Annotated in this window: 17 protein-coding genes and 4 pseudogenes; 10 read left to right on the top strand and 11 right to left on the bottom strand. The window is 29.3% G+C overall.

The window, feature by feature from the left end; all coding sequences use genetic code 11:
- Positions 1–307 precede the first annotated feature (307 nt).
- A complete protein-coding gene (locus NSQ15_RS12360) occupies positions 308–1,021 on the top strand; it encodes a DUF536 domain-containing protein (RefSeq protein WP_002447742.1) in 714 nt (237 codons plus the stop codon).
- 124 nt (positions 1,022–1,145) lie between these two features.
- Here NSQ15_RS12360 and NSQ15_RS12535 read toward each other — a convergent pair.
- From NSQ15_RS12535 to NSQ15_RS12340, 5 genes and pseudogenes are all read right to left on the bottom strand, one after another.
- Positions 1,146–1,280 (bottom strand): annotated as a pseudogene (locus tag NSQ15_RS12535) (HAD hydrolase family protein); the annotation flags it as partial.
- Positions 1,281–1,343: 63 nt separating this feature from the next.
- A complete protein-coding gene (locus NSQ15_RS12355) occupies positions 1,344–1,904 on the bottom strand; it encodes a hypothetical protein (RefSeq protein WP_001077893.1) in 561 nt (186 codons plus the stop codon).
- A gap of 97 nt (positions 1,905–2,001) precedes the next feature.
- Positions 2,002–3,682: pseudogene (locus NSQ15_RS12350) on the bottom strand (IS1182 family transposase).
- A gap of 285 nt (positions 3,683–3,967) precedes the next feature.
- The gene (gene fabI / locus NSQ15_RS12345) at positions 3,968–4,738 is read right to left on the bottom strand and encodes an enoyl-ACP reductase FabI (protein ID WP_000609031.1); all 771 of its coding nucleotides are present in this window, start codon (positions 4,736–4,738) and stop codon (positions 3,968–3,970) included.
- 363 nt (positions 4,739–5,101) lie between these two features.
- The gene (locus NSQ15_RS12340) at positions 5,102–6,646 is read right to left on the bottom strand and encodes a quaternary ammonium compound efflux MFS transporter QacA (RefSeq protein ID WP_000622776.1); all 1,545 of its coding nucleotides are present in this window, start codon (positions 6,644–6,646) and stop codon (positions 5,102–5,104) included.
- Positions 6,647–6,823: 177 nt separating this feature from the next.
- On the opposite strand from NSQ15_RS12340, the gene qacR reads away from it, so the two are divergent.
- Positions 6,824–7,390 (top strand): multidrug-binding transcriptional regulator QacR, encoded by a 567-nt coding sequence (gene qacR / locus NSQ15_RS12335; protein ID WP_001832666.1) that lies wholly within the window; start codon positions 6,824–6,826, stop codon positions 7,388–7,390.
- Positions 7,391–7,594: 204 nt separating this feature from the next.
- Here qacR and NSQ15_RS12330 read toward each other — a convergent pair whose 3' ends face one another.
- The gene (locus tag NSQ15_RS12330) at positions 7,595–8,203 is read right to left on the bottom strand and encodes a recombinase family protein (RefSeq protein WP_000583537.1); all 609 of its coding nucleotides are present in this window, start codon (positions 8,201–8,203) and stop codon (positions 7,595–7,597) included.
- Between the two features lie 209 nt (positions 8,204–8,412).
- On the opposite strand from NSQ15_RS12330, the gene NSQ15_RS12325 reads away from it, so the two are divergent.
- Positions 8,413–9,087 (top strand): IS6-like element IS257 family transposase, encoded by a 675-nt coding sequence (locus NSQ15_RS12325; RefSeq protein ID WP_001106019.1) that lies wholly within the window; start codon positions 8,413–8,415, stop codon positions 9,085–9,087.
- A 328-nt stretch (positions 9,088–9,415) separates the two neighbouring features.
- Here the strand turns inward: NSQ15_RS12325 and aadD1 are convergent, their stop codons facing one another.
- Both aadD1 and NSQ15_RS12315 read right to left on the bottom strand, forming a co-directional pair.
- Positions 9,416–10,177 (bottom strand): aminoglycoside O-nucleotidyltransferase ANT(4')-Ia, encoded by a 762-nt coding sequence (gene aadD1 / locus NSQ15_RS12320; protein ID WP_001014230.1) that lies wholly within the window; start codon positions 10,175–10,177, stop codon positions 9,416–9,418.
- A 168-nt stretch (positions 10,178–10,345) separates the two neighbouring features.
- The gene (locus tag NSQ15_RS12315; RefSeq protein ID WP_001817822.1) at positions 10,346–10,492 is read right to left on the bottom strand and encodes a hypothetical protein; all 147 of its coding nucleotides are present in this window, start codon (positions 10,490–10,492) and stop codon (positions 10,346–10,348) included.
- Positions 10,493–10,535: 43 nt separating this feature from the next.
- Here NSQ15_RS12315 and NSQ15_RS12310 point away from each other — a divergent pair, with 43 nt between their 5' ends.
- On the top strand, positions 10,536–11,210 hold the full coding sequence (locus NSQ15_RS12310; RefSeq protein WP_002495688.1) for an IS6-like element IS257 family transposase: 675 nt from the start codon (positions 10,536–10,538) through the stop codon (positions 11,208–11,210).
- Positions 11,211–11,259: 49 nt separating this feature from the next.
- Positions 11,260–11,946, top strand: a pseudogene (locus tag NSQ15_RS12305) (aminotransferase-like domain-containing protein); the annotation flags it as partial.
- Between the two features lie 154 nt (positions 11,947–12,100).
- Here NSQ15_RS12305 and NSQ15_RS12300 read toward each other — a convergent pair.
- Entirely contained in the window at positions 12,101–12,196 is a 96-nt protein-coding gene (locus NSQ15_RS12300; protein ID WP_000493114.1) for a type I toxin-antitoxin system Fst family toxin, read from the bottom strand.
- Between the two features lie 950 nt (positions 12,197–13,146).
- Here NSQ15_RS12300 and NSQ15_RS12290 point away from each other — a divergent pair.
- The 4 genes and pseudogenes from NSQ15_RS12290 to NSQ15_RS12275 form a co-directional block, all read left to right on the top strand.
- Positions 13,147–13,414: pseudogene (locus NSQ15_RS12290) on the top strand (protein rep); the annotation flags it as partial.
- 747 nt (positions 13,415–14,161) lie between these two features.
- Positions 14,162–15,292: an SAP domain-containing protein gene (locus NSQ15_RS12285; RefSeq protein ID WP_002495690.1), complete on the top strand. Its 1,131-nt coding sequence runs from the start codon at positions 14,162–14,164 to the stop codon at positions 15,290–15,292.
- A gap of 98 nt (positions 15,293–15,390) precedes the next feature.
- Entirely contained in the window at positions 15,391–15,702 is a 312-nt protein-coding gene (locus NSQ15_RS12280) for a hypothetical protein (protein WP_002495691.1), read from the top strand.
- Between the two features lie 24 nt (positions 15,703–15,726).
- The gene (locus NSQ15_RS12275; protein WP_002495692.1) at positions 15,727–16,401 is read left to right on the top strand and encodes an IS6-like element IS257 family transposase; all 675 of its coding nucleotides are present in this window, start codon (positions 15,727–15,729) and stop codon (positions 16,399–16,401) included.
- 549 nt (positions 16,402–16,950) lie between these two features.
- On the opposite strand, the gene NSQ15_RS12270 is transcribed toward NSQ15_RS12275, so the two are convergent.
- Positions 16,951–18,861: a hypothetical protein gene (locus tag NSQ15_RS12270; RefSeq protein ID WP_002447747.1), complete on the bottom strand. Its 1,911-nt coding sequence runs from the start codon at positions 18,859–18,861 to the stop codon at positions 16,951–16,953.
- 184 nt (positions 18,862–19,045) lie between these two features.
- On the opposite strand from NSQ15_RS12270, the gene NSQ15_RS12265 reads away from it, so the two are divergent.
- The gene (locus tag NSQ15_RS12265; RefSeq protein WP_002495693.1) at positions 19,046–19,732 is read left to right on the top strand and encodes a hypothetical protein; all 687 of its coding nucleotides are present in this window, start codon (positions 19,046–19,048) and stop codon (positions 19,730–19,732) included.
- A 434-nt stretch (positions 19,733–20,166) separates the two neighbouring features.
- Here NSQ15_RS12265 and NSQ15_RS12260 read toward each other — a convergent pair whose 3' ends face one another.
- Entirely contained in the window at positions 20,167–21,123 is a 957-nt protein-coding gene (locus NSQ15_RS12260; RefSeq protein ID WP_002447743.1) for a replication initiator protein A, read from the bottom strand.
- Positions 21,124–21,201: the final 78 nt, after the last annotated feature.

The following is a 21,201-nucleotide window of genomic DNA, read 5'->3' as shown; positions in this document are numbered from 1 at the left end:
ACTGTAGATATTGTTGTATATAATACATATATCAAATTAAATAGCTAACGTATTGTAACGTTTTATTACCAAGTCCCAACTATTACCAGTAGTTGGGACTAAAACGTATTATGAATATTATATCATTAAAAAAGAACATATAAAAGATATTATAATTTCACTTAAAAACCCTTTATAAACACTTGACGGAATTGTTATCAAATGTTTATAAAGGGTTTTTATTTTTTATAAAGATACCTTTATAAAAGCATTTGTGATAGAATTTTCTTATAAAGGGTTGATAAAGTATTTATAAAGGGTTGAAGATATGAAGAGTGTTAAACAAATCAGTGAAGAATTGGAAGTTAGTAAACAGACTGTGTTTAATAATATAAAAAGATTGAATATAGAAACAATAAAACAGGATAATACTTCATTCATTAAAAATGATGTTGATGTAGAAAAGGTTATTCAAAGAGTAATCCGAAATAAAAAGAAATATGGATTTGAAAGTACTAACACAAGCTCAGAAAAAGTTAAAATAGATAATACAAAAAATGAATCTAAATATGATGTTCAAATAATTGAACTACTTGAAAAGCAAATAGATACTTTAAATAAGCAACTTGAAAAACAAGAAAAACGTCATGAAACGACAATAGAATTTTATAGGAAAGAATTACAAGAAAGGTCGAAATTACTTGAAAACCAACAAGTATTAGCATTGGAAAGTAACAAAAAAATACAAAAGTTAGAGTCTAAGTTAGAAGAAGAAAAGCAACTTAATTATTCTGCTAATAAAAGACAGGACATTGAAGTTCAAGAAACAATGGACAATATGGATTCTATAAATAGTGACTCAGATAATCAAAAAGAAAAAATAGTTTCTCAGTTCAGTGATGAAAGTAAAGATAAACATGAGGATAAACAACAAGATAGTGAATCACAAAAAAGTGATAAAACAGATGGTGATCAGAAAGAGGATATAAGAAACGAAAATTATTCTAAAAAAAGTTTTTGGAGTAGACTGTTTGGTAATTAAAAAGGAATGTAAAAGGTGTATCAAGAGTTTATAAACTCTTGATACACCTTTTATAATGACAGGACTTCTGATAATCATCAGTTATGTTAAACTCTAACAAAAACTAAATTATCAGAAGAATTATCTAGGGTATTAAACATAGGTAAATCAATTTTCTATCGCCAATAGTATAAACATCATCCATATTAATCTGAAGATAGCTACATAATTCTTTAACAGCATAGCCTTTATTTGTATAAGGCGCCATAAACTCTATTAAATATGGTTTGTTTTGAGGTTTCTATGTTTAATCATTTAATTTTTCATTATATAAATCGAATAATTATAAAAAGTCATCATACTTTTTATTTTTTAAAAATATTTGAAAATTTAATAGTAATCCAATTATAAGATCAAATATCATTATCATTATAATCAAGGCAACTATAATCACTGTGACACTCGTTACATAACAAGCTAGTAATCTCCAGATAAAATTGACATTTTCACCAATTCCATAACTTAACATATTACAAAGTAGTAAAAGAATAATAATACCTATACTGTAAATTAAAATTGTCAGTGTATATTTTTTAATAACTCTATTAGGAAACAATAGTTCATCTATTAGGTTCTTTTTCACCAGTATCTCTCGTTCAATTCTATCTTTGTCACAGATTTTGATTTTACTATTTTTTATTTTTTCCTCTAATAAAATAACCTCGAACGATCTGCTAATTTTTAATAAATATGCAGGAAAAGCTAATGTTAAGCATAATGTAATTAATTCATTTACATTGTTCATGTAACTTATAAAATAGATGAAAGTTGCTACTAGTGCTCCTAAAAATATAGTTATATTAAGTTCTACATCAAATATTTTAAAAATATCTGCTCTATTCATCAGTTAATCATCCTTTCAAGGTTTATTAATACTAATAAATTATTAGATATAGGTATATCATATTATTAATTTAAGAAATTGTCTTTTATAATTTTACTTAATAATAAAAAAGAGTCCGGGACATAAAGTTCTTGGATAAGTGAAAAAAAGACAATTTCTATTGAAATAATATAGAAATTGTCTTTTTTATAAATTTTTTGATTATTTTCAGCTCGTTGAGCTACTACTTTTCTTATATTAAGTGCCATTAATACAAAACCAAGTTCTCTTTTGACTTTATTGAGTCCTCGGACAGACATCCGAGTGAAACCCAAAATAGCCTTCATAAATCCAAAAACAGGTTCCACATCAATTTTTCTTTGACTGTAGATATTTTTTGTTTCTGGTTCTGAAAGCTTTTTGTTAATTTGGGATTTAAAATATTCCCAGTTATAATTCTTCATTATTTTTTTGTTTGTTTTTGAATTGAAGTTCATACATTGATTTTTCAGAGGACATTCTGAACAATCATCACATTCATATAATTTGAAGTCTCGCTTATAACCATACTTATCATGACGATAGGCATATCTTTTAAAACCTAGCCGTTTATTATTCGGACAAATGAATTCGTCATTAATTTCGTCATAGTTCCAATTTTGAGTATTAAAGATGTCACTTTTATATTTTTTAGTTTTATCTTTTATAAACATTCCATATGTTATGAGTGGCGTTCGATTAAAGTCATCTATAATTGCCTTATAATTTGATTCACTACCATAACCTGCATCAGCTACAATATATTCAGGTAAATGACCGTAGGTCTCTTGAATTGAATTTAAAAATGGAATCATCGTTCTAGTATCCGTTGGATTTTGATACACATTATAAGATAAAACAAATTGGGAATTTGTCGCTATTTGTAAATTATACCCTGGCTTAAGTTGTCCATTTTTCATGTGATCTTCTTTCATTCTCATAAATGTCGCATCATGATCTGTCTTAGAATAACTATTTCTATCCTTTAAAATAGATTTTTGAAATTCGTATCGATACTTTCGCTCAAAATAATCATTGATTTGCTTTTTGTATTTTTTGATTTTAGTTCTTTTGAGACGTATTTGTTTTCTTGTTTTAGTACATTTTTCATTGTTGATATGTTGGTTTAAATCTTCGATTTCTTTATCTAAGTGACTACCAATCAAATCTATTTCTTCTTTTGTTAATTCATTATCATGATCTTTTTTAATTTCCGGTATGATTTTATTGGTTACCAATTCATGGTAGAGGGCTTTAGAATCCTCATTCATCTTTGATTCATGGTTTTGAATACTCTTTTTCCATACAAATGTATATCGATTGGCATTTGCTTCAATTTTTGTACCATCAATAAAAATAGCTTTATCATCTATAAGATTTTGTTTTACACACTGACTGTAAAATTGAATAAATAAAGATTCTAATAAAGCATCTACTTTTGGATTTACTCTAAATCGATTAATTGTTTTATAAGAAGGTTTTTGATTTTGTGATAGCCACATCATTCGGATGCTATCATTAAGCATTTTTTCTATTTTACGACCTGAGAATACAGATTGTGTGTAGGCATATAGAATCACTTTTAACATCATTTTAGGATGGTACGAAGTTGCACCACGGTGATGTCTGAATTCGTCGAATTCATTGTCATGAATTGTTTCAACAATATCATTTACATGTCGTGAAATATCATTTGTGGGGATAAGAACTGAAGTTTCCATTGGTAGAGTAAGTTGAGTCATGTTATAATTTTTATACATAAGGCACCTCGTTAATTTAGTTTAGTGATGTTTATTAAATTATACGAAAGTGCTTTATTTTTTTAAAGTATTACAATGTAAAATTACATATAAATACAAAGTATTTTGGCGAGACTCTTGAGGGAACAGGACAAGCTGAAGACTACAGGCTGAAGCTGTCCCCTAAGAAAGCGAGCCAACAATACGGAGTATTGTAAATAAAGAAGCCAGTAAATGAATTTGTTAAAACTCATTTACTGGCTATTTCTCTAGGGTTTATGTCCCAGACTCAATTGATTTAATTTATTATTTTATTGCGTGGAAACCACTATCTACATGGATATTCTCACCAGTTACGCCACTTGAGAAATCACTCAATAAGTAAGCAGCTGTTTTACCTACTTCTTCTTGATCCACATTTCGTCTTAATGGTGCACGTTCTTCAATTTCTTTAAGGATTGTGTTGCAACCACCAACACCTTTAGCACTTAACGTACGAATTGGACCAGCAGAAATAGCATTTACTCGAATGTTGTCCGGGCCTAAATCATAAGCTAAATATTTAACATTAGCTTCTAAACTTGCTTTAGCTACACCCATCACATTATAGTTTTGAACGGCAAATTCACCACCAAGGTATGTTGTTGCAACAATACTACCACCGTTTGGCATTATTTTCTTCGCTTCGTGCGCAACAATTGTTAATGAATATGAACTGATATCTTGCGCAAGTAAGAAACCTTCACGTGATGTTTCAGAGAAACGTCCACGTAAGTCTTCAATATTTGCAAATGCGATAGAGTGATATACGCCATCAATATTGCCTACTTCTTCGCCAATTTTAGCAAAACCATTTACTACATCTTCATCTTTTTGAACATCGATTTGATATAATTTTGGCTCTTCTTGGTTTAATTGTTCTAATAATTTTTCTAATTCTTTGCGGCTACGGTCTTTACGATAAGTGAAAACAAGTTTAGCCCCTAATTGATCTAATACCTTTGCAACGCCAAATCCGATACTACGTTTATTAGCAATACCCATAATTACGAAGGTTTTATTTTCAAGATTAATCATTCGAAATAACTCCTTAATCATCGTTTTTTATATCTTAATCTCACTGTACAAACAATGTAGACTAATCTAACGTTATTATTTTACCATTTTTGCTTCATAATTATAAAGCAATATTATTACCTGGTCATATAGGAAATAGGCTGGGACAAAATAAAATGTCTCAGCCTATTTTATCATTTTGTCAGAAGCTGACTGATTTGAAAATGCGCTTGAATCAAGCTTTTTTCAAACCTAGTCATCCTTGCCGGGGTAATACAACGAAATAAATTTTGAGAAAATATTATTTCTGTCCCACTCCCTTTTTAACTATTACTAATTTTAAAAATAAACTAATCTACAATATCTAAAAATATATGTTTAGTACTATTTTTGTTTAGTTATATCAAGTGATTTGGGAATTAACAAATAGACAACTATTGAAATGATAATCATGATAATCCCACCTACTAAAGCAGTTGCTACAAAAGCATCATTAAATGATGTTACAGCCTCGTTTGCAAGCTGTTTTATCCCCGTAGCTTTAGCTACTTCGACAGCGCCCACTACAGATTCTTCAGCTACATGAGCTAAATCTCCAACTATACCTTTTGATGAAAAAGATGAAATATCTAAAAATACACGATAAAGCATAGAAGATAGGCTACCAAGTACTGCTACACCAAAAACATTTCCAAGGTCATACATAGACTCTTCAACAGCAGCTGCATTACCTGCTTTTGATGTAGGTGTTTCTAACATTATTAGAGCAGATGCAACTGCTAGTGAAGCCATACCAGCTCCAACTAAAATTAATGCTAAAGCCATTGTAGAATATGATAATGGATGACCAAAGAAATACATAATAAACATGCCAATGGCTGCAATTCCAATTCCGGAAGGTAACACTATTTTCGGTCCAAATCGCGCCGCTAATCCGGGTGCAATTGGTGCAAACACCATATCTCCTATTGCCATAGGTAATAGGTATAAGCCAGCTTTAAAAGGAGAAAGTTCTTCCACAACCTGTAACCATTGTGAAGCTAATAACAAAACAGATGCCATTGCAAACATTGTCATAAATGCAGCAATTGTACCAGCTGAAAATGATCTCTTTTTAAAAAGTCTTACGTCTAACATTGGATCAGAACTTGATAAATTACGTTTAACAAATATCACTATCATGGTAATTGCTAATACTATTACAACCCATGGAATAATATCTGCTAGTCCTTCTTTTGAAAATTCTTTGATACTCCATACCAGTCCAATCATGCCTGCAATTGATAAAATTGTAGAAGGAATATCCCACGAGTGAGACTTTTCTTTTGATAACTTAGACTCTGGTAATAAAAATAAACCTGCTACAACTGCTATTATCGCAAACGGTACATTAATTAAAAATGCCGAGTGCCATGAAAATTGCTCAAGTAAAGCTCCTCCGATAATTGGTCCAAAAACAGCACCTATCGATGAAGCGATTGACCATACAGCTAATGCAGTGGCCCTTTCTTTAGGGTTTTCAAAAATTACTCTTATCATTGAAAGAGTAGTTGGCATTATTAAAGCACCTGCAATACCAAGTAAAAATCGAATAGCTATTACGAACTCTGCACTTTCTGCGAAAAATATAGCTAATGAAACGAGGCCAAATAAAGCAAATCCAGTTAATAATGCTTTTTTTCTTCCCCATTTATCAGCAAAGGCACTCAATGGAATTATAAAGCCAGCTAAAACAAGAGAGTATATATCAACTATCCATAACTGTTGGGTACCAGAAGGCTCTAACTCTCTTACTAATTCCGGTAAAGCCATAATTAATATTGTCATATCCATTGTAACAACAAACAAACTAACAGCTAATACTACTAGTGCAGTCCATCTTTTTTTTGATGTCATCATATCAGTAGTTTTTGTAAAAAATGAAATCATTTAAGTTCCCTCCAATCCTTATAGACCGTGCGATCGGTCTATAAGGATTGTAATCTATTTTTTTACATATTACAACAAAAAATCTTGCGAAATTTAAATGGCTGTATTGTGTTATACAATTATTCTTTGAATTTTTTGTGCTATCATTGATAGTACTTAATACTCATTAAAGGCGTGATGAACTTGAAAGATAAAATACTAGGTGTCGCAAAGGAATTATTTATAAAAAATGGATATAATGCCACTACTACTGGAGAAATTGTTAAATTATCAGAAAGTAGTAAAGGGAATCTTTATTATCACTTTAAAACAAAAGAAAATCTATTTTTAGAAATTTTAAATATAGAAGAATCTAAATGGCAAGAACAGTGGAAAAAGGAACAAATCAAATGTAAAACTAATAGAGAAAAATTTTATTTATATAATGAACTATCTTTAACAACCGAATACTATTATCCACTTCAAAACGCAATAATTGAATTTTGCACTGAATATTATAAAACTAATAGCATTAATGAAAAAATGAATAAATTAGAAAACAAATATATAGATGCTTATCATGTAATTTTTAAGGAGGGTAATTTAAATGGCGAATGGTGTATTAATGATGTTAATGCTGTTAGTAAAATAGCAGCAAACGCTGTTAATGGAATTGTTACCTTTACACATGAACAAAATATTAATGAAAGAATTAAACTTATGAACAAGTTCTCTCAAATTTTTTTAAATGGACTTAGTAAATAATTATATATATATTCTTGAAATACCAATAAATATTATTTCTAAATTACGTTCGTTTTTAAGACAAAATTTCAATAGTACTACACAAAAGGAGAGTGCGAATTCGCACTCTCTTTTCTTGTCTTATTATTAGAATCTCATAATAGATGAATAACATATAATTTAGGACGCTGTGAGAAGATCTCATTTGCATTAACAATCCATTTATCAAGATAATCCCTTACCATTTTTAATTCTATAAACTGTCTGTCTTGTGATATTAACCTCTTTCGCAATCTTACTAATTGCTTTGCCTTCTTCTAACATTTCAACAACACGATGGTAGATAATACGTTTTTGAGGATCTTTAGCATTAGGTGAATATAGTAAAGGGCGTCCTTTATACACACCTTTTTCTTTCGCAACTTGAATACCTTGTGCTTGTCTACGTTTACTTTCATTTCGTTCTTGTTCTGAAACCATTGCTAAGATTTGAACGATTAAATCTTTCATAAATTTATCTAATAGTGGATTACCAATCACTTCATTCATCATAGGTAAACTAGTAATCATCAATTGAACTTCTTTATCCTTTAAATAATTAACTGTGTTAATCACTTCATCATAATTACGACCTAAGCGATCAATCGATTCTACTACAAATCTATCGCCCATTCTCACAAAGTTAAGTGCTTCTTGAAATACGGGTCTATTTTCTACTGACTTTCCCGATTGTTTCTCTGTAAATATTTTCTCTACGCCAAATGTTTTCAAATTATCTAGCTGTCTCTCTAAATTCTGATCTACCGAAGATACTCTTGCATAACCTATAATCATTCATTTTCACTCCACAATTAATATACACCCTAATCATACGTTTAAGTTATTATAAATTCAATAACTCTCTTTGTATGATTAGGGTGTACTTAAAATATACATACACCTTAAATATTTAATTTTTCAATAATTATACTTGTTTAGTTTATTGTTGGTTCTGTTGCAAAGTTGAATTTATAGTATAATTTTAACAAAAAGGAGTCTTCTGTATGAACTATTTCAGATATAAACAATTTAACAAGGATGTTATCACTGTAGCCGTTGGCTACTATCTAAGATATGCATTGAGTTATCGTGATATATCTGAAATATTAAGGGGACGTGGTGTAAACGTTCATCATTCAACGGTCTACCGTTGGGTTCAAGAATATGCCCCAATTTTATATCAAATTTGGAAGAAAAAGCATAAAAAAGCTTATTACAAATGGCGTATTGATGAGACGTACATCAAAATAAAAGGAAAATGGAGCTATTTATATCGTGCCATTGATGCAGAGGGACATACATTAGATATTTGGTTGCGTAAGCAACGAGATAATCATTCAGCATATGCGTTTATTAAACGTCTCATTAAACAATTTGGTAAACCTCAAAAGGTAATTACAGATCAGGCACCTTCAACGAAGGTAGCAATGGCTAAAGTAATTAAAGCTTTTAAACTTAAACCTGACTGCCATTGTACATCGAAATATCTGAATAACCTCATTGAGCAAGATCACCGTCATATTAAAGTAAGAAAGACAAGGTATCAAAGTATCAATACAGCAAAGAATACTTTAAAAGGTATTGAATGTATTTACGCTCTATATAAAAAGAACCGCAGGTCTCTTCAGATCTACGGATTTTCGCCATGCCACGAAATTAGCATCATGCTAGCAAGTTAAGCGAACACTGACATGATAAATTAGTGGTTAGCTATATTTTTTTACTTTGCAACAGAACCCTCTTTTTAATATCCCCGACTGGCAATGCCGGGATAGACTGTAACATTCTCACGCATAAAATCCCCTTTCATTTTCTAATGTAAATCTATTACCTTATTATTAATTCAATTCGCTCATAATTAATCCTTTTTCTTATTACGCAAAATGGCCCGATTTAAGCACACCCTTTATTCCGTTAATGCGCCATGACAGCCATGATAATTACTAATACTAGGAGAAGTTAATAAATACGTAACCAACATGATTAACAATTATTAGAGGTCATCGTTCAAAATGGTATGCGTTTTGACACATCCACTATATATCCGTGTCGTTCTGTCCACTCCTGAATCCCATTCCAGAAATTCTCTAGCGATTCCAGAAGTTTCTCAGAGTCGGAAAGTTGACCAGACATTACGAACTGGCACAGATGGTCATAACCTGAAGGAAGATCTGATTGCTTAACTGCTTCAGTTAAGACCGAAGCGCTCGTCGTATAACAGATGCGATGATGCAGACCAATCAACATGGCACCTGCCATTGCTACCTGTACAGTCAAGGATGGTAGAAATGTTGTCGGTCCTTGCACACGAATATTACGCCATTTGCCTGCATATTCAAACAGCTCTTCTACGATAAGGGCACAAATCGCATCGTGGAACGTTTGGGCTTCTACCGATTTAGCAGTTTGATACACTTTCTCTAAGTATCCACCTGAATCATAAATCGGCAAAATAGAGAAAAATTGACCATGTGTAAGCGGCCAATCTGATTCCACCTGAGATGCATAATCTAGTAGAATCTCTTCGCTATCAAAATTCACTTCCACCTTCCACTCACCGGTTGTCCATTCATGGCTGAACTCTGCTTCCTCTGTTGACATGACACACATCATCTCAATATCCGAATAGGGCCCATCAGTCTGACGACCAAGAGAGCCATAAACACCAATAGCCTTAACATCATCCCCATATTTATCCAATATTCGTTCCTTAATTTCATGAACAATCTTCATTCTTTCTTCTCTAGTCATTATTATTGGTCCATTCACTATTCTCATTCCCTTTTCAGATAATTTTAGATTTGCTTTTCTAAATAAGAATATTTGGAGAGCACCGTTCTTATTCAGCTATTAATAACTCGTCTTCCTAAGCATCCTTCAATCCTTTTAATAACAATTATAGCATCTAATCTTCAACAAACTGGCCCGTTTGTTGAACTACTCTTTAATAAAATAATTTTTCCGTTCCCAATTCCACATTGCAATAATAGAAAATCCATCTTCATCGGCTTTTTCGTCATCATCTGTATGAATCAAATCGCCTTCTTCTGTGTCATCAAGGTTTAATTTTTGGTTCTGTTGCAAAGTTGAATTTATAGTATAATTTTAACAAAAAGGAGTCTTCTGTATGAACTATTTCAGATATAAACAATTTAACAAGGATGTTATCACTGTAGCCGTTGGCTACTATCTAAGATATGCATTGAGTTATCGTGATATATCTGAAATATTAAGGGGACGTGGTGTAAACGTTCATCATTCAACGGTCTACCGTTGGGTTCAAGAATATGCCCCAATTTTATATCGAATTTGGAAGAAAAAGCATAAAAAAGCTTATTACAAATGGCGTATTGATGAGACGTACATCAAAATAAAAGGAAAATGGAGCTATTTATATCGTGCCATTGATGCAGAGGGACATACATTAGATATTTGGTTGCGTAAGCAACGAGATAATCATTCAGCATATGCGTTTATCAAACGTCTCATTAAACAATTTGGTAAACCTCAAAAGGTAATTACAGATCAGTCACCTTCAACGAAGGTAGCAATGGCTAAAGTAATTAAAGCTTTTAAACTTAAACCTGACTGTCATTGTACATCGAAATATCTGAATAACCTCATTGAGCAAGATCACCGTCATATTAAAGTAAGAAAGACAAGGTATCAAAGTATCAATACAGCAAAGAATACTTTAAAAGGTATTGAATGTATTTACGCTCTATATAAAAAGAACCGCAGGTCTCTTCAGATCTACGGATTTTCGCCATGCCACGAAATTAGCATCATGCTAGCAAGTTAAGCGAACACTGACATGATAAATTAGTGGTTAGCTATATTTTTTACTTTGCAACAGAACCTTTTATTGTATACCTACTTTACACAATCCTACTCAAAATACTTATACTAAAGAAGAAAAGCAAAAAATTATAGATCAATGTCAAAAAAACGGAATACCTATTGTTGAAGATAGTATATATTCTGATTTATGGTTTGATGAAAAAAGACCGATGCCCATGAAATCTTTGAAAAATAGTGACAATGTTTTATATTTAGGAAGTTTATCTAAAACGGTAAGTCCTGGTCTGCGTATTGGATGGATAGTAGCAGATAAAAATGTAATTAATCACTTATCTGATTTAAAAATGCAGAATGACTATGGTGCTAGTTCTATATCACAATATATTGCCACAAAATGGCTAAATACTTATCATGAAAAACATATATCTGAATTAAAATTAGAATTAAAAAAACGTAAAGATATATTTATAGACGCCCTAAAAACTCATTTATCTATGTATGGTAGTTGGAATGACCCTAGTGGATCATTTTATATTTGGTTTGAGTTCTCTATATCAATAAACGTAAAAAAATTGTTTAATGAATCTATAAAAGAAAATATACTTATACAACCTGGAGAAATATATGATTCTAACTACAAAAACTACATTCGATTTTCTTACTCATACATTGATGAGAATGATATTAATAGAAGTTTAAAAAAATTAAGTAATATTATTAAAAAAATTAGAAATTGATTCCTAAGAACTTTCTTTACTTTGCATTCCTCTACTAACCAGTGTTATAATTTGATTAACAAATAGTGTACTAACATGATAAACACCGAGCCCGATAACTACTGCGAATAGTTATCGGGCTCTTTTGGTGTATTAGCTATATGTCGTCGCTAAATTACTTTTCACGATTATTCAGCCAATGAGAAAATAACGTGAGTATAACTCCTACTATGATAGGAGCTATAATAGTTACAAATAGTGTACTGAACATGATGTCACCTCCTTCCATGCTAAATACAGCACAGAAGTGAACGACGACTTTTGTATTATATCATTTCTAATAATTGAGTTACAGATAACTTCCGATAAGTCATTTTATGTAATGATAGTGAGATCTATTTCTATAATATCTAGAGGCAAAAGAGATACTTTATAAGTACATTTCAAGTTTATTATAGTAATTAAACACATCACTATAAGTAAATAAATTTACTAGTTTACTAATGACTATTGCATTTTTAATAGAATTATTGATTTTATACTTACTTTCCAATAATACTTTTTAGCACCTTTTAAAGTCTAATATGCTTTTCCTTGATCCTATATACTCTTAAATTTGCGTCATTTCATTTAACAGATTTCCTAAAAATTTTCGCTTTGAACATTAGAAAATTGATTATGATTTATGTTTTCTTTAACTTTAATTTATAGGAGAAAAATCATGATTCTGTTAATTTATGAAATCTTATTATTTTTAATAATTTCATTCTCATATTATTTATTCAAACTATTTTTATGGAGATTCATTTGGGAATCTTAGCTTCAATATTCGGAATGTTTACAGCAAATTTGTTTATGTATTACATGCTTCTATATAAAAGTCCAGAATACAATGACAAGAAAATCTTTAAGATTTTTATAAACTTAATCAATCTCGTAATAATAATTATTAGCTTAATAATACTCAATTTATTAACTGTAAAATAAGCACAGAATTAGAATTGAAATTAATGTATTAACGTTGATCTTTGAAGCTCTTAACAATTTTCAAACTTATAAAATTGTCGACTAAATCGCTCACACCATACGATATTCATCTTAAAATTTCGTTAAGTAGACTCACAACATTATTAAAATTTCTTAGCATAAATGTGTATTCTACTTTTGTTTTACGCTTGTATAACATATAAAAAAATAGCGCATAAATCCTTCAAAAACTAATCAAAATATTCCATTATTTCGTTTGATTGTTTAACAAGAAACCATGAAAAAAATGCAGAAATTGTTAATGACTTAGAATGAATTTTATATCGAAAACGTATACTAAGTTTCGGTGTATTACTTAAATAAAAACATAAACTTTTAAATTTAGATAACACTGAAGATGGCGATTTAATTCAAACAAATGATAAAGAAAAAAACATATTCAATTACAGCAATTAGGCATTTCGAAAACAAAATTATCTCTTTAAAAAATAGGGAGCTTTAGCTAAAAAAGCTAGCGTTTGTTATTGAAAAGTCGTAAAAAAAGTATGGGTACAAAATGGGTACAGACACAATATGTAGGGGAACATTTTGGGTACAAACGCAATTTATAGGGGTACATTTTGGGTACAAACACAAAATTTAGGCACCAAAAGAAAAACTCTGAAACCTTTGAAATGTCTGGCTTCGCCAGACCTACCTTTGTAAAAGGTGGCAAATTTCCCTTATGCTCTTAACTCATGATTTGGGTTCAAATCAAAATTTTGGTGTTTTAAAAGAAAAATACCTCTGCAAGAACTAAAAATCATAACTACTTTTTGAATGATTTTATGCAAAATTTTAGATTACATGTAACTGGCGATACCTAAAAAGTAATCGCTAGTTTTAATCCATATTCTGATTTTTAAAATCAAAATATATTTGTTTAACTCATATTTTCTTTTTAAAAGTTGATATATATTTATGAGTAAAACAACTGTATCAATATACTTTATTTCCTCTAAATAATCTCTCAAAATCAAAAATAAAGTTATTTAAAATTTAAATAACTTCTGTGATAAGATTTATAAAAAAGGAGATTAAAATATCTTAGAAATTCTTTATATTTGTAAAAAACATCGATGTTTTATTTGATTTAGTAAAAATTTTTGAAGAAGAAATGGCGGAATTATTCGAGTTGAAATCAAAACAACTTACTATACTAAAAATTCAAATAGTAAATAGCAATTATAATTAAAAAGAGGTTTAAACTGTGAATTTAAATACTGATGATTTAATTACTTTACATACAAATATAAACAGACAAGTAGGAAAAGAAATATTTCCAAGTGGACTTAGGGCTTATGGCGAAAAATCTATATTAAAATCTATTCAAAAATTAATAGAAGACGATAAATTAGTTATAAAAAAAGATGTAGAAAATAGTTTGAATTATTTTACAGTTTCACAACTAAGAGAGTTACTTAAAAATAATAATCTTCCTATATCTGGAACTAAACCAAAACTTATTCAACGTGTTAAGGAAAATTTTGGTTCTATACAAAATATAGAACTTCCCTCTTATTATGACGCGACTGATGAAGGAATATTTTTAATAAGAGATACAAAATACTTAATGCACTTTATAACTAGTTGGGATCATATAAGTTACAAACAAGCTTTTTATATAGCTGAGCATTATATAGATAATACATGTGAAGATAAAATTTTAGCAATATATGATTATAAACTAAGTAAAAAAGATAATAATAATGACTTAATGGCGATATATAGAGCTTTATGTGACTATTATCTAAATGAAAAGAAAGATTTAGATAATAGTAGAAAATATTTAAATTTAATATATTATGATCACTTAAAAACATTAATTAACACTTTAGATTCAGATAGTATATACAATTCATATTATGATGAAGAAGATAAGTCATTAAAATATGAGTCAATAAAGACAGTAGTAAAAAATTATATAAAATATGATACTTTTGTAAATACTTATGAAATATTAATCATTGATTTGAACTATTCTATTGATGAATTAGTAAGTATGTTTAAAGAAGATATTAGTGAATATGAAAATGAGTTGAGTAACGAGCTAATTTATCATTTTATAAGCTTCATAGTGGCATATACTTTAGAAGAAAATGAAACAGAATCTGTATCAAAATTATATAAATGGTTAAAAAATGAATATCCTTATAAACACACAGATGAAGATTACGAAGATAACTATGACGATGGCTTCATTTCAATAGATATTCAAGAATTAATGAAAATAAAAGAAGATATCAATGTACATATTAATAAATATGACGGACGCATTATTCTATATTTAAAAGAAGAAAGACTAAGCACATTTTTGAGTGAAAATGACCATGAATATTAAAGTGAAAAATGGTTAATAGCTATTTTACAGGTGATATCAAAATCAAGACATGAAGAAATTCGTTTCCACTCGTTTCAAAAATAAAAAAGAGGTTCCTTATGTTTAAAATCCAAGATCAAAATTATTTTAAAAGAGCATTAAAAACCTTTATATTATCAACGGCTTTATTACTAGTAACAATTCCTATTGCTTTAATTTTTCATCCTTCAGAAGAATTTATAAAACAATTAGGCTCCAGTTCACCCGAAAGCGTTAGTAAAACACAAGGACTAAAAAAAGTTTGGGGTTTTATACAAAATAATGGCTTTCATGTACCAATACAAATGCTTTTGTTAGCATTAATACCAATACCATTTTTATATACTATAAACTTAATAGGGTTCTGTTGCAAAGTTGAATTTATAGTATAATTTTAACAAAAAGGAGTCTTCTGTATGAACTATTTCAGATATAAACAATTTAACAAGGATGTTATCACTGTAGCCGTTGGCTACTATCTAAGATATGCATTGAGTTATCGTGATATATCTGAAATATTAAGGGAACGTGGTGTAAACGTTCATCATTCAACGGTCTACCGTTGGGTTCAAGAATATGCCCCAATTTTATATCAAATTTGGAAGAAAAAGCATAAAAAAGCTTATTACAAATGGCGTATTGATGAGACGTACATCAAAATAAAAGGAAAATGGAGCTATTTATATCGTGCCATTGATGCAGAGGGACATACATTAGATATTGGGTTGCGTAAGCAACGAGATAATCATTCAGCATATGCGTTTATCAAACGTCTCATTAAACAATTTGGTAAACCTCAAAAGGTAATTACAGATCAGGCACCTTCAACGAAGGTAGCAATGGCTAAAGTAATTAAAGGTTTTAAACTTAAACCTGACTGTCATTGTACATCGAAATATCTGAATAACCTCATTGAGCAAGATCACCGTCATATTAAAGTAAGAAAGACAAGGTATCAAAGTATCAATACAGCAAAGAATACTTTAAAAGGTATTGAATGTATTTACGCTCTATATAAAAAGAACCGCAGGTCTCTTCAGATCTACGGATTTTCGCCATGCCACGAAATTAGCATCATGCTAGCAAGTTAAGCGAACACTGACATGATAAATTAGTGGTTAGCTATATTTTTTTACTTTGCAACAGAACCGTTTATTTTTTGTTTTAAAACAAAAAATAAACAAGTGAGTAATCATAAGAATTACAAAATGAGAAATTGAGGTGATAAAAATGACAAGATTATTGAAAATAAGGTTAAAAACTTTGTTGAACTATACTATTGGTGTGTTAGCTATCGCATTAGCTTTAATTTTTATTCTGTATCTATAAAACGCTCAAATAAATAAACGGTTAATTGATAAGACAATGATTATAAAAACTATCGAACGATTATTAGAAAGTGATTTATCGGCTTACTATATTCATCAACAAACAGGTGTATCGACGTCTAGTATACAATGATTAAGAAGTGGTGAACGTAAACTTACTTTAGACAGTGCAGAAAAACTTTACATGTTTCAATTGGAAATTAAAAAAGAACGTCAATCTAACTAATGAAGAAACATCTAAAGGTAGAAAGATAAGGATATATAAACCATTAAAAACCCCTTGCTAGATGTAAGGGGATTTTAGTCGTTGTATTATTGTTTTTCTTCTTCCAAGTATTCATTGATTAAATTCGTAATCTCTGTTTCTGTATGTTTTACATATTCGTATTGATGACCATCTTGATAACTCTTAGAAATTTCACCACTTACGATACTAATACATATATTTGTATTATCATTTAATTTAGTACTATTTTTTACATGTAGGATAATATCAATACAACGTAATAAACGGTCTTCCAGTAATGACAAGTCTACATGGAATAAGTTCATTTTGTATTTCATTGAAAGTGTATAATCGGCTATTCCTAATGAAAACATTCTAAATACATATATGAAATCGGATAGCTTTAATGACAACATATACTTCTCTAATTTAAGAGGTAATATTGAACGATGAAAACCTGAAAACAAATACAATACACGTTGAATAGCCTGAGTATTTTCTTCTGACTCATTACAATTGGTCAGTTGTATTAATAGCTGCACCATATAAGACGTTTCTTCTGAAAAGCTATAACTATTATTCCCTTTTTCTAATTCGGCATATTGTTTTTCAATATCAATACCTATATCTGTAGTAGTCCAATCATAATACGTATTAAATCTATCGAAGAGCATATCATTTAGGAACGGTGCAATATGAGAAAATTCAAGGTCTGCTAGTATCAATAAACCTTTGACTTCACATATTGCTATATTAATAGAAGACATATTATCGCTATAACTAAATAAATTATCTGGTGTAAGGTCAATATTAGATATATTGTTGATTTCTATAATATCACGTAGTGTATTGCCTAAAAAAATTGCATCATTAAAGGTAAATAATCGAAGTAAAGAGATTGTTGATTTCTGAAATTCGGGAAACGTATTTTGTAATCTTTTAATCTTAAACGAGTCGTTTTTATTAATCTTCAAATCCGATAATATTGTAGACATCATCGAATTAAATATATCAATATGATAATTAATTTGTGATTTATTAGTTTTAAAATGATTTGGATTATCTAAATAGCGTTTCATCTCATTGTTAAATACATAGAAACATAAATTATGCTTTGTATATACGTCTTTGTTATCTGTATCACCAACTAAAGCCATTGTTTGAATGATTTTACTAATACCATCAGCATGTTTTCGTAGATAGCGATTTGGATTGTTGATGTTGTAATGTGCTATATAACTTCGCATAGCATGTTGTATTTTCAAAATATGTTCGATATCCATCGTTTGAAAAATAAAAGCTATTTTTGATGGCATATATTTAATTAATTTTTGTTTTTCGTGATGTGTTGTTTTTGTATTAGATTGTTTAGGTACACTGGAGACGTCGTATGTGTAGAAACGCAGATACCCATTAGTCGTAGTTGAAGTGTTAAGTAAATGTGCATGAATGAGTTGTTCGTTGTACATCTCAACTGTTTCTTCATCAATCATTAATTCATTAACAATATCTTTAATTTTATATATTCCATAAAGTATATGTTCATCATTGTAAAAATCACTATTACCCATATTTTCTTTAATAGCAAATAAATATCTATTTCGATATATAGTATATAAAATCTTAGCGTACCAATCTAAATCATCAAAAGCATCTTTTAGTAAGAATGATGGCATTTTGTAAATACCTTTTTTGGCTAATTCTCTTTGTTGTAAAACAACTATTTTATCTCCTGCTGTAAAAATCAAATCCAGTTCTTCTAAATCAATTAAATATTGTTCTATATCTTCAGCTACTAATTTAGATTCACTCTCTAATTTGCGCATATTTAAAGTCCATTCGTCATAACCATTTCTGAATTGCAATTTACTTAAAATACTATATAAGATTTTAGCTAAAAAAGATAAATTACAGTATTTGTCATTAATAAATAGTTCTCGACTAATGCCTAAATAATTAGGATTTCTGAGACTTAATTCTGTAATTGTATAATTCATAAGTTAATTTAACTCCTTTTAAATTATGTTATTATATGTTTCTTTCATCTTATCACTTTTTAATTTATGAACCGAAGTGCGAAGCAGAAAGGCTAATGTAGATAAATACAGATATAATAAGTCGATAATTATTATATAATTAGTTACAAGTAGAGAAAAATTTCAAATGACGGGAGATGATATAGTGAATCAAGCATTAATTAATTATCAAAAAACAATGGCTATGGTTAAAAATAATACGCAATTACAAAGAAATGTGTTCACAACTACTAACTACTTAAATAGTTCAGAATATAGAAAATTAATGAGTAATGATATCTTCAAAAGTACTTCAATAGAACTTACAGAAAAACTGAGAAAAGCATTTAAAGTTAGCAATAACTTTAATGAAATTAGTCAGTTAAATACAAAAATGATAGAAAACTTTAGACGTCATTGGGGATATAATCAAGAATTCACAAATACAATTAGTAGCATAAAAAATATGAAGATTCCTAATATAGATGTTTTAACAGAAATTATTAATGATAATGGCATTGTGAAAATGGGAGATATTAAAGTAACATCAGAAACAATCATTACAAATGATAATTACGTGGAACGCTATCCCGATGAACATCAAAATCAGAGTACAGAAATTGCTAGTAAAGAGAAGGTTGAATATTTAACTACGAAACTGTTTGAACCACTATGCAATGCGATAGTTAAAATTAATGAAAGTACATTACCAACAACTTCTAACTTAACTTATCAATTATACTTGCATAATAATGATTGGTATACATTTTTTATGATGATTACTACTATACAATTGATTATATATGTGGCATGTTACGAACCTAAAAAGAAAGAGGACGAAAAAATTAAATAAAGAAATCAAAAAAACTCTACAACCAATTATGATTAAGTAGAGTTTTTTTGTTTTTCTTCTTATGAAACATATTTGAGCCATTACTAAACGAAGAATGTTTGTTTATAGAAAAAATAGGACTAAAACAAAAACGTTTTGATCCCACCTTTTTGCTTAACTACAGTTCATTTTCAGATTTACTCAATTGCCATTGAAGATAAAATTCGACTGCAGTTAAGAGAACATTAATCATTGCAAATGTAACTTTAATCTTTTTCTTAGTACTCATAAGTCTTCCTCCCTTCTTTGATAGCAGCATGCTGTGTTGTGACATTGTGTGGATGTTATTTTGTTATCCCCTCCCTTACTTTCGTTTGATCTAGATGGTTGCCTTAGCAACCACTTGTAAATAAAAAAAGAGAACATCTATTTAAAGATGCTCTCTAATTGAATCATTATTGATTAAATAAAGAAGTGATGGGTAAATGATCACGTCGTTTATTAAGGGTATGCATTTCAGCAAATTCAGACTTAAGAGATTTCATTAAGTACCCTTGCATGGCTTCAATGGTTTCATTTTTTTGAATAAGCATGGCTTTAAAACGTTTAAGAACATGAAGTATTTCTATTTCCATATCTTCTAGCAAGTAGTAGTTATCAATCGTATTGTTGAAAGATGTTTTGGCTTTTAATAATACAGTTTTGATAATTTTAATTTCAGCTACTTCAAAGTTACTTAGATAGTTTTGAATACTTTGTGGTAGTTCTTCGAGTAATTGGAATTTTAAAGCTTCATTATTAAAGTTTGAGTTGTTGTGATTTGAATGATTTGTATGATTACTAGGATATTTTAGTTTATTATCATTCAAATCATCCGTATCATTATTCTCAGTCTTAATATAATCAGTCTTAATATAATCAGTATCATTAGGGTCTAAAATTTGGGATTCTGGAGTCCCAAATTTTGAGATTCTGGAGTCCCAAATTTCGGGATTCTGGAGTCCCAAAATTTGGGACTCCTTGTCATTATAGGTTGTAGATGAGGATTGAATACTTTTTTCTACACTAATATTAGTTTCTATATCATGCAAATATAATTTATTAGGTTTATTAAATCCTGTACGTATTTGTTCAAGTAACCCTACTTCTTGAAGTTCTTTTTTTATTTTAGTAATTGTATTCTTACTTTTATCTAATATATTCTGGAGACTTTCGTTTGTAAAAATGAAATATATATCCCCATTATCATCGATCCAATTATTTTTAATTGATAAGCTAACTCTATCATTGAGGATTGCATAAGTGACTTTGGCACTATCACTTAATTTTTTATATTTTTCATTAACAAATAATGCTTTGTGTAGCATATAAAAATTTTGACTAGCTTGATTTTTAATATTTTTACGAGACATAATAAAAAACCTCTTTCCAATTAAATTTGAATAGAGGTAATAAAACATTACAAATCCACATAACTTTTTGACTTGCAA

The organism is Staphylococcus sp. FSL W8-0774 (genome assembly GCF_038006785.1).
GTDB lineage: Bacteria > Bacillota > Bacilli > Staphylococcales > Staphylococcaceae > Staphylococcus > Staphylococcus pasteuri.
This window is presented reverse-complemented; position numbering and strand designations above follow the sequence as displayed.